The organism is Psychromonas sp., assembly GCF_047632995.1.
In the GTDB taxonomy this organism is placed as follows: Bacteria; Pseudomonadota; Gammaproteobacteria; order Enterobacterales; family Psychromonadaceae; genus Psychromonas.
The window spans coordinates 1-9,158 of the sequence record NZ_JBLIEK010000126.1 but is presented as its reverse complement, the minus strand read 5'-3'; the positions used below and the strand labels follow the sequence as shown (position 1 = coordinate 9,158).

Here is a 9,158-nt window from a genome sequence, read left to right as displayed (position 1 = left end):
GTAAGATTCGTGCCAATGACAGGTAAAATAGAACATAATCAATAAAGCGCGTTCGTGCCTAATCCCACAAAACTGCTCTAAAATGTTTTCTACATACAGATTGATAGGTTTCATTACCACCGATCTCGACCTGTTGACCTTCCCGTATCGGTTTGCCCTGATTATCAAGGCGTAAAATCATATTTGCTTTGCGCCCGCAATGGCATATTGTTTTAAGTTCAACGAGTTTATCGGCCCAAGCAAGCAGATAGTGGCTACCACTAAATAACTCGCCTTGAAAATCAGTTTTAATGCCGTAACACAAAACCGGAATATGCAAATTATCAACCACGTGAGTCAGCTGTTTCACCTGCTCTTTGGTCAAAAATTGCGATTCGTCAATTAACACGCAATGTTGTTGTTGTGCTTTATGAGCAAATTCAATCATGGTTGCTAAATTATCATCATAAGAAAAAATGTGTGCATCGCACTCAATGCCGAGTCGAGATGCAACTTTGCCAATGCCGGCACGATTATCAATAGATGCGGTTAAAACGAAAGTATTCATTCCCCGTTCGCGATAGTTATAAGATGACTGTAAAAGCGAAGTTGATTTACCCGCGTTCATTGCTGAGTAATAAAAATAGAGTTGTGCCAAACTAGGCTCCTTAGCCGTTATAGTCAGTCATAAAAAAACCGTCATATCTTGTGATATTACGGTTTGTTAATAGTTACTTAGAAAATGCTGATAGATTACGTTCCGCCTATTCTAACATTTCGCCTTGGTTTGGGTATAAATATTCAGTTCCACCCTTGAAAGGGTAATTGATTGAGATTATATTGATATTATGTTTTATGTTACTTCACTTTGCTGCGATGGTGTTATTTTATTGTGCAGTTAAAGCAGCGATCGGATTGTTTTCCGTATCACCCATCCAATAATATATATCGAGGTTAATCATGAATATTTTATGCCGTCCCCGTTCGTTTGCTTTGTTGCTTACAGCAACCAGTGCTTTTTTATCCCTCAGTGCGCAAGCACAAGAAATGCCCCTGCGCGGTCCAATCCCTTTTTCCGCCTATGATACTGACAGCGATGGCCTGATCAGTGAAACTGAGTTTAATAGCGTCCGTGAACAGCGCCTGTTATTAAGAGCAGAGAAAGGCAGAAAGATGCGCGGCGCTGCCACTGCACCCGATTTTTCTGAGTTTGATACAGATAACGATGGGCAATTAAGTGCTGATGAATTGACTGTAGGGCAGCAGAAACAGATGGAAAAACGACGTGTTATGGGAATGGGTAAAGGTCTCGGAAAGGGAAATGGCCAAATAATGGGGATGGGATATAATATGCCAACATTCACTGAATATGATCTTAATGGCGATGGGAAATTGCTTGAAGGTGAATTCAATGAAGCTCGCAATATCCGGATAACTGAAAAAGAAGAGCAGGGGAAACTGATGAGAAACCTCGATAATGCGCCTTCATTCAATGACATTGATCTGGATGCAAATGGGGAAATTAGCATCGATGAATTTAGTAAACATCAGTCGCAACGCCGTCAGAAAATAGCACAATAAGCAGTAAATGCTATTAACAAAGAGTTATTAACAAGGTGGTCTTCTGCTCCAACAGATAGGTAACACCTTGTTAATCTCTGCCGTGCAATAAATTATGGGTATTTTTACCGCAAATATAACTTAATGATGATTAACGTTTTATGAAGCCGCTTACAATTAAAAACATACCTAATCTGCTCTCGCTACTACGTCTACTTTTAGCTGTGCCTATTTTTATTTTAATCTTCAGAGAAGATTACGGGGCAGTGTTGTGGGTTGTTTTTATTGCTGGAATGAGTGACGGTATTGATGGCTGGTTGGCACGAAAACTGGATGCGATAAGTTATTTCGGCGCGGTTATGGATCCGCTCTGTGATAAAGTCTTACTGCTGAGCACCTATATTGCACTTGTGCTGGTGGGTCTGCTGCCTTGGTGGGTGATATTTTTAATCGCACTCAGGGACGTGATTATTGTTGCAGGCGGTGTTGCTTATTACTGGCAGTTTGGACGTTATACTATGCAGCCGAGTTTGTTAGGTAAAGCGACCACCGTTGTGCAGATTGTGTTTGCGCTAATGTTACTGACACAACAGATCTATCCACTGTTTTCCAAGCTCACAATGGATATTGGATTAGGGGGGGTGATCTTGACTATCTTCCTCAGTGGCGGCCAATACGTCTATATATGGGCTAAAAAGGCGCGCCAGATGCGAGCAAAAGCTAAACAACAAAAATAGGGCTAGAGCAAAACCCTATTAAACGCCCTAAATTACATCCTGTATGGTGATTAGATCACCTTCCAATGGATCTGCTCGCCTGCTTTGATGGGCACAACCTTCTCCTTACCGAAAGAGAGGGTCGCTGGCATTGTCCAGCTGCTTTTTTCAAGGGTGATAGTGTCACTGTTGCGCGGTAAATTATAAAAGTCCGGACCATTAAAACTGGAGAAAGCCTCTAATTTATCTAATGCGTCTGCCTGTTCAAATACTTGTGCATAACATTCAATAGCGGCATGAGCCGTATATAATCCGGCACACCCACAAGCCGACTCTTTGCGGCCTATGCTGTGCGGCGCAGAATCTGTGCCTAAAAAGAATTTGTCAGAGCCACTGGTTGCCGCTGTTATTAAGGCTTGCTGGTGCGTATTACGTTTTAAAATAGGCAAGCAGTAAAAATGCGGTTTAATGCCGCCGACCAGCATATGGTTGCGGTTAAACATTAAATGATGTGCGGTAATAGTTGCAGCCACATTTTTACCCGCATTGGTTACAAACTCAACTGCATTTGCTGTGGTGATATGCTCAACAACGATTTTTAAATTTGGATAGGCCTCAACGATCGGCGCCAGCACCGTTGTTAAGAAGATCTCTTCACGATCAAAAATATCAATTTCATGCGCCGTGACTTCACCGTGTATTAATAGCGGCATGCCGACTTCCTGCATTGTTTGCAGTGCTTCCTTGATATTGTCTGCACAGGTGACACCTGACTCTGAGTTGGTTGTTGCGCCGGCCGGATATAATTTGGCGGCGTAAATCTGGCCGGAATCCTTGGCTTTTTTTATCTCATCACCAGTGGTGTTATCTGTCAGGTAAAGCGTCATCAAAGGAGTAAAGCGCGCGTTAGGCTGAGCTGCAAAAATACGGGTTTGGTAGGCAAGTGCTAATTCGGTATTTGTCACAGGCGGCGCAAGGTTAGGCATGATTATAGCACGGCCCATATAACGGCTGGTATCACGCACCGTATCGTTTAACACATCTCCATCGCGTAAATGCACATGCCAGTCATCCGGACGGATTATTGTCAGTTTTTTCATTTTGCTTATCTCCTTTGATTTTTCGCTATTTTACAAGCTTAGCGGCAAGTTTCATATGCCTTTGAGCGCAATTAGCTGTTTAACAAAATCATTTTTAGAGAATTCGCCAATTAAACTGTTTTTTTGTAGCGGTTTACCTTGTTCAAAAAAGAGCACGGCTGGCGGGCCAAAGAGCTTATACTGCGCTAATAACGCCAGTTGTTCAGGGCTGTTGTTGCTGATATCGAGCTGTACAAACATAAAACCGGACAGTAGTGCTTGTAGATCGGGCTGCTTAAAAACCTCTTTTTCAATGATCTTGCACGAAATACACCAATCAGCATAAAAATCGACAATCAAAATTTGTTGATTATTATGAGCATCCTGAAGCGCTTTAGTAAATTCAGATTTGCGGGTGATGCGTCTGTCATAAGGTGTTTGCGTTTGATTGATTGTTGCTGCATTAGCTAATTGATAATTCGACAGTGGTAATGGATCGCTGCGGCCGTTAAACAGGGCCGCCATGATAAACACCGCATACAGGCAAAACAGAAGCCCGAGCGCTTTGTAAAAACGTGACCAACCTTGTGTGGCCTGCTCGAACGCTCCTAAATACACACCGGAGCCGAACAGCAGTGCAGACCATAGCAGCAGGGTAATTTGCGGATCGATAATACGCGCTAATAACCATACGGCAACCGCTAACAGTGCTACACCGAAAACAGTTTTAATGTTATTCATCCACGCACCGGATTTAGGTAAAAAGCGTCCGCCGCCCGTGCCAATAATCAATAAAGGCATCCCCATCCCTAACGCGAGTGTTAATAAAGCCAACCCACCTAACAGGCCATCGCCAGTGGTGGAGATATAAGCTAAAACACCCGCTAATGGTGCGCTGACGCAAGGGCTAACAACCAGTGCGGAAATAGCGCCCATCAACACGACACCTAAAAGATGGCCGTTTTGTTTGCCACTGTTAACACTTTGTAATTTATCCTGGATAAAACGCGGCAGAGCCAGCTCATACAAACCAAACATTGAAAAAGAGAGTATGACAAAAAGGATCGAAAATAATATTAATACCCAAGGGGTTTGCAGGTATAACTGAATATTAGCCGTTGCGCCAAAATAGCCGACAATCACCCCCGCTGCGGCATAGGTAAATGCCATCCCTAATACATAGCTTAACGACAGCATAAATGCCCTACGGGTTGATAAGTTATCGCTTTGGCCAACAATAATACTTGAAAGAATAGGGAACATAGGGAAAACACAGGGAGTAAAAGCAAGGCCGATACCAAGCATAAAAAATAGTGCCAATTTCCACAGTAGACTATCGCCTTGTAAGAGGTTTTCAATATAACCTTGTTCGCTTTGTTGATTTTCTTGTGCGGGTGGAACTGTTGTTGAGCTCAACTCGCTCTGTTGCTGCGGATAATTTAAGCTAACAATAACGGGGGGATAACAAAGTCCTTGCTCAGCACAACCTTGGAAACTTAAGGTGACGGGGCTGCTGGTGGGCAAAGCAATGGCAATATCCAAATTATGTTTGAATATTTTTACTGTTCCGAAATACTCATCCTCTTTTAGTTCGCCTGTTTGTTGAAAATTAATATCTAAAGGCTGACCGTTTTGAGTGGCTGAAATACGCGAATAATAGAGATAATAACCGTCACTGATTTGCCAACTGATCCGCACTGCTTCCGTTGTAAATTCACTTTTATAGCTAAAAGCTTGATCCACAGGTAAAAATTCATCTTTCTCTGCACTCATTGCGCTGAGACTTGTGCATAATAGCAAGAAGGCTAGAAAACAACCTGCGCCTTTGCAAACATTAAACATCCGAGATCCCTATTTTTAAAATACTTTTAGATAATCATATTAAATCGGTAATTGTTAAGGAAACCTTAAGCTTCACTGTTCATACTTAAAAATCGTAGTAAAAACAAATAACAAGAGGGAACTTATGAAACGAATAATGCAACTATTTAGTGTGATTTTGATACTGTTATCGAGTACACAAGTCAGCGCACAGGTGCAATGGCTTGAAAAGTTCGATTTAACGCAATATGAAAACAAAGTGGTCTATTTGGACTTCTGGGCTTCTTGGTGTGGCCCTTGCCGCAAATCGTTTCCCTGGTTAAATGAGATGCAGGCTAAGTATCAGGATCAGGGGCTAGTGATTATTGGCATCAATCTGGATCGTGATATAAAAAATGCCAATAATTTTCTTAACACTTTTCCAGCTAACTTCCGCTTATATTCAGATCCGCAAGGGCTGCTTGCAACCAACTACAAGGTAGTGGGGATGCCCAGTTCTTATTTGTTTTCAGGTGACGGTGAGTTAGAAGAGAGTCATATCGGCTTCAAAAAAAGCAAACAAAAAGCCTACGAAGCGAGCATTGTAAAATTGCTTCAGCAACTTCCTAATAAACAAAGTAAGGATTAGCAGATGAAACCAGTATTAATAACACTTCTGTCAGCTAGCTTATTACTTAGCGGTTGCAGTTCGCTTGGTGTTGAGCCTTGGGAGCGGGATCTGTTGGCAAGAGAAGATATGGCGATCGACAGTGCGCCGCTGGATAGCGCATTTGATCAACATATCTATTTTAGCAAGGAAGCGAGCAGTGGCGGACAAGGATTTAGTGGCGGAGGTTGCGGATGCAATTAATTAAAAATAAACAACAGACACATAAAAATATTCGTCAATTGCTAAAAACAGCAACAGGCTGTTTATTAGGCGCATCTACGCTTGCGCAGGCGGATACGCAGCAAGGTTATTTTAGCGGTTGGGAAACAGATGTAGCCGCGCTTGGTTATACTGAAATTGATCGTGTCAGTGCCTATGAACCTGTTATTACAACCCGAAAAACCTTTGATGATGAGAGTGTTCTGGGGTTTAAATTAGTTATTGATGCATTAACGGGGGCGTCACCTAATGGTGCAAGCCCCTCGGATCAAATACAAACATTTACCCGCCCATCAGGTAAGGGAAGTTATCAAAGCGCAGCGGGAGAGACACCGTTAGACGATACATTCCATGATACCCGTGTCAGTTTCAGTGCAAATTATGAGTACGATCTGGGACGTGTTGATAAAATGATTTGGGGAGGAAATATTTCCAAAGAGTTTGATTTTTTCTCTTCAGGTTTAAGTGCAACCTATCTACATGATTTTAATAATCGTAATAGCACCTTAAGTTTTGGTTTAAGCAGTGAATATGATTTGATCACACCGGCTGGTGGAATTGCGGTTCCTTTAGCGCAGATGCAGGCGAGTGGGGCGGTTCAGCCAAAAGGTGACGACTCCGATACGCGTTTTATGGGCGAAATGTTAGTGGGGCTCACGCAGGTGATAAACCGTGAAACGATCGCCGTGTTTAATTACAGTTATGCGCAGTCCAATGGTTATCATAATGACCCTTACAAAGTCACCTCTGTGGTTGATGACCTGACCGGATCCTTAGTACCCGGTGAGTCACTGACCGGTACTTACCTTTATGACAGTCGCCCAGATAAGCGTAATAAGCACAGTGTTTATGGCCAGGTAAAACGCGCATTAGGTGCAGATTCTGCTGATTTTTCATATCGTTATATGTGGGATGACTGGGGAGTTGCCTCGCATACCTTTAATTTAACCTACCGTAAAAATTTCAGCAGTTGGTATTTAGAGCCGCACATCCGTTACTATACACAAAGTGCGGCGGATTTTTATCGCCATAGTATCAGTGAAAGTGAGATGGCGGATATCGGCCCTTACTTGACATCTGATTACCGCTTAGCACAGATGTGGGCATCAACCTTGGGGCTTAAAATTGGCTTCAAAACGCCCAATGGTAATAATAACAGTATCCGATTGGAGTATTACCATCAAGATGGAGAGAAAAGCCCGAGTGATGCTGTCGGCATTCAGAAAAACTATGATATGTTCCCAACATTAGATGCGTTTATTATCCAATACACCTACTCATTTTAGTTAGGAATCAAAGAGATGTTGCAAGGACTTAGCATTACAAAACAGGAAAATGACGGCGCATATTGTGGCTCTTTTTTTGCCATGGCGAGCAGTTGTGAAGTGCTGGTGGAGTGTAGTGAGGCCTTGTGTGCAACGCAGATAATAGAAGCGGTATTTACGGAAGCAAAACGTATTGAAAGTAAATTCAGCCGTTATCTTAAAACAAATATTGTTTATAAAATCAATCACAGCGCAGGCAAGCCGGTTTGCCTAGATGATGAAACCTGTCATCTTGTTGATTTTGCTTATCTGTGCCACCAGCTCAGTGACGGTTTATTTGATATAACCTCGGGGGTCTTAGCACAAGTCTGGTCTTTTGATGGTTCGGATAATATTCCCGACCGCGCACAGATTGACAAACTACTCCCCCTGATAGGCTTGCATAAAGTCACTTGGCAAGCGCCCTATTTAACATTGCCTAAAGGGATGGCGCTTGATTTTGGTGGTATTGGTAAAGAGTATGCTGTCGATTGCTGTCTCGCTAAAGCCGTCGATATCGCGGCAACCGTCCCTGTCTTATTAAATTTTGGCGGTGATCTTATCTGTAATGGGTCGCGTCAAAATGGCAGTGGCTGGACAATTGGTATTGAAAGTGTGGTAGGCGTAAAGCCTATCGTGCTTTCGCTAAAAAAGGGGGCGCTGGCGACCAGCGGTGATGTAAACCGCTATCTTTTACAAAAAGGGATTCGCTATAGCCATATCTTAAACCCGTTAACGGGTTACTCGGTTATTGACGCGCCGCGTTCAATTACAGTGGCGGCCGAGTCCTGCATCGAAGCGGGATTATTATCGACCCTAGCGATGCTGCAGGGGGCGCAGGCAGATCCGTTTTTAGCGCAGCAGTCGGTTGATTTTTGGATTCAGAAATAAAGGATATTGGATGCGTTTACTGATTATTGAAGATGATATTGCACTAGCAAACGGCGTAATGCAAAATCTTATGCAGCAGGGCTATAGCTTAGATCATTTTGATAGTGTCAGCTCAGCAATTATTGCTTGTACCCATGAGCACTATGATCTGATAATTTTAGATCTCGGTCTACCCGATGCTGACGGGTTAGTTTTTTTAGAGAAATACCGTAAAAAACATAAAAGCCCGGTGATTATTTTAACTGCCCGTGATGGCGTTGAAGATAAAATAAAAGGGTTAGATCTTGGCGCGGATGATTATCTGCTTAAACCCTTTGATCAAAGTGAGCTGCAGGCAAGAATTCGCGCCCTATTAAGGCGCAGCCATGGTAACGCCACACATATTATCGAATTTGGCCCACTCAAACTTGATCTTAATAGCCGAGAAGTTTTATATCATAATTTGCCGGTTAATTTAGCGCGTCGAGAGTTCAATCTTTTAGAAGTGTTATTACAAAATCAGGGCAAAGTGATGTCCCGTTCGTCATTAGAACAAACTCTGTATAGTTGGGATGACGATATTGAAAGTAATGCACTGGAAGTCCATATTCATAATTTACGTAAAAAAATAGACAAAAAGCTGATTAAAACCGTACGAGGTGTCGGCTATATGGCGGTTAAAGATGAACTTCATTGATACTCTAATTGTAAAATCTGGCTCTATTAAGCGCTTTTTAGTACTTGTTATCACCCTTATGTTTACAGTTTTTCTGGTTTGTGTATATCTATTAAGTGAGCAACAAACCAAACATGAAATAAATGAGATATTTGATGCACAACTGGCGCACAGTGCTTTTATTTTATTTAACCTTTTAGGCGAGAGCGTTGCCGCTATTGATCAAACAAGCTTATCTCTTCCGATTACCTATCATGGTTTTGATGGAAATAATGCGGCAGATAA

Annotated in this window: 10 protein-coding genes and 1 pseudogene; 8 read left to right on the top strand and 3 right to left on the bottom strand. The window is 42.4% G+C overall.

All coding sequences use genetic code 11. The annotated features are described in order from the left end of the window. Positions 1-58: 58 nt before the first annotated feature. Positions 59-637 (bottom strand): thymidine kinase, encoded by a 579-nt coding sequence (locus tag ACJAT7_RS15985; protein WP_415227800.1) that lies wholly within the window; start codon positions 635-637, stop codon positions 59-61. A 302-nt stretch (positions 638-939) separates the two neighbouring features. On the opposite strand from ACJAT7_RS15985, the gene ACJAT7_RS15980 reads away from it, so the two are divergent. Next, on the top strand, positions 940-1,560 hold the full coding sequence (locus ACJAT7_RS15980; RefSeq protein ID WP_415227799.1) for an EF-hand domain-containing protein: 621 nt from the start codon (positions 940-942) through the stop codon (positions 1,558-1,560). A gap of 140 nt (positions 1,561-1,700) precedes the next feature. Continuing rightward, positions 1,701-2,276: a CDP-alcohol phosphatidyltransferase family protein gene (locus ACJAT7_RS15975; protein WP_415227798.1), complete on the top strand. Its 576-nt coding sequence runs from the start codon at positions 1,701-1,703 to the stop codon at positions 2,274-2,276. 50 nt (positions 2,277-2,326) lie between these two features. On the opposite strand, the gene pyrC is transcribed toward ACJAT7_RS15975, so the two are convergent. Together pyrC and dsbD are read right to left on the bottom strand one after the other, a co-directional pair. Beyond that, positions 2,327-3,355, bottom strand: a complete 1,029-nt coding sequence (pyrC, locus tag ACJAT7_RS15970) for a dihydroorotase (protein ID WP_415227797.1) — start codon at positions 3,353-3,355, stop codon at positions 2,327-2,329. Between the two features lie 51 nt (positions 3,356-3,406). Further along, entirely contained in the window at positions 3,407-5,176 is a 1,770-nt protein-coding gene (gene dsbD, locus ACJAT7_RS15965; protein ID WP_415227796.1) for a protein-disulfide reductase DsbD, read from the bottom strand. Between the two features lie 124 nt (positions 5,177-5,300). Here dsbD and ACJAT7_RS15960 point away from each other — a divergent pair, with 124 nt between their 5' ends. The 6 genes and pseudogenes from ACJAT7_RS15960 to ACJAT7_RS15935 form a co-directional block, all read left to right on the top strand. Beyond that, positions 5,301-5,783, top strand: coding sequence for a TlpA disulfide reductase family protein (locus ACJAT7_RS15960; protein WP_415227795.1), 483 nt, complete (start codon positions 5,301-5,303; stop codon positions 5,781-5,783). A 3-nt stretch (positions 5,784-5,786) separates the two neighbouring features. Continuing rightward, a complete protein-coding gene (locus ACJAT7_RS15955; protein WP_415227794.1) occupies positions 5,787-6,005 on the top strand; it encodes a DUF4266 domain-containing protein in 219 nt (72 codons plus the stop codon). Further along, positions 5,996-7,309, top strand: coding sequence for a DUF3570 domain-containing protein (locus ACJAT7_RS15950; RefSeq protein WP_415227793.1), 1,314 nt, complete (start codon positions 5,996-5,998; stop codon positions 7,307-7,309). Before ACJAT7_RS15955 ends, ACJAT7_RS15950 begins: the two co-directional genes overlap by 10 nt. 15 nt (positions 7,310-7,324) lie before the next feature. Next, positions 7,325-8,218, top strand: coding sequence for an FAD:protein FMN transferase (locus ACJAT7_RS15945; protein WP_415227792.1), 894 nt, complete (start codon positions 7,325-7,327; stop codon positions 8,216-8,218). 10 nt (positions 8,219-8,228) lie between these two features. Beyond that, positions 8,229-8,894, top strand: coding sequence for a response regulator (locus tag ACJAT7_RS15940; RefSeq protein ID WP_415227791.1), 666 nt, complete (start codon positions 8,229-8,231; stop codon positions 8,892-8,894). Continuing rightward, positions 8,881-9,158 (top strand): annotated as a pseudogene (locus tag ACJAT7_RS15935) (hypothetical protein); the annotation flags it as partial. The gene ACJAT7_RS15940 and the pseudogene ACJAT7_RS15935, both read left to right, overlap by 14 nt.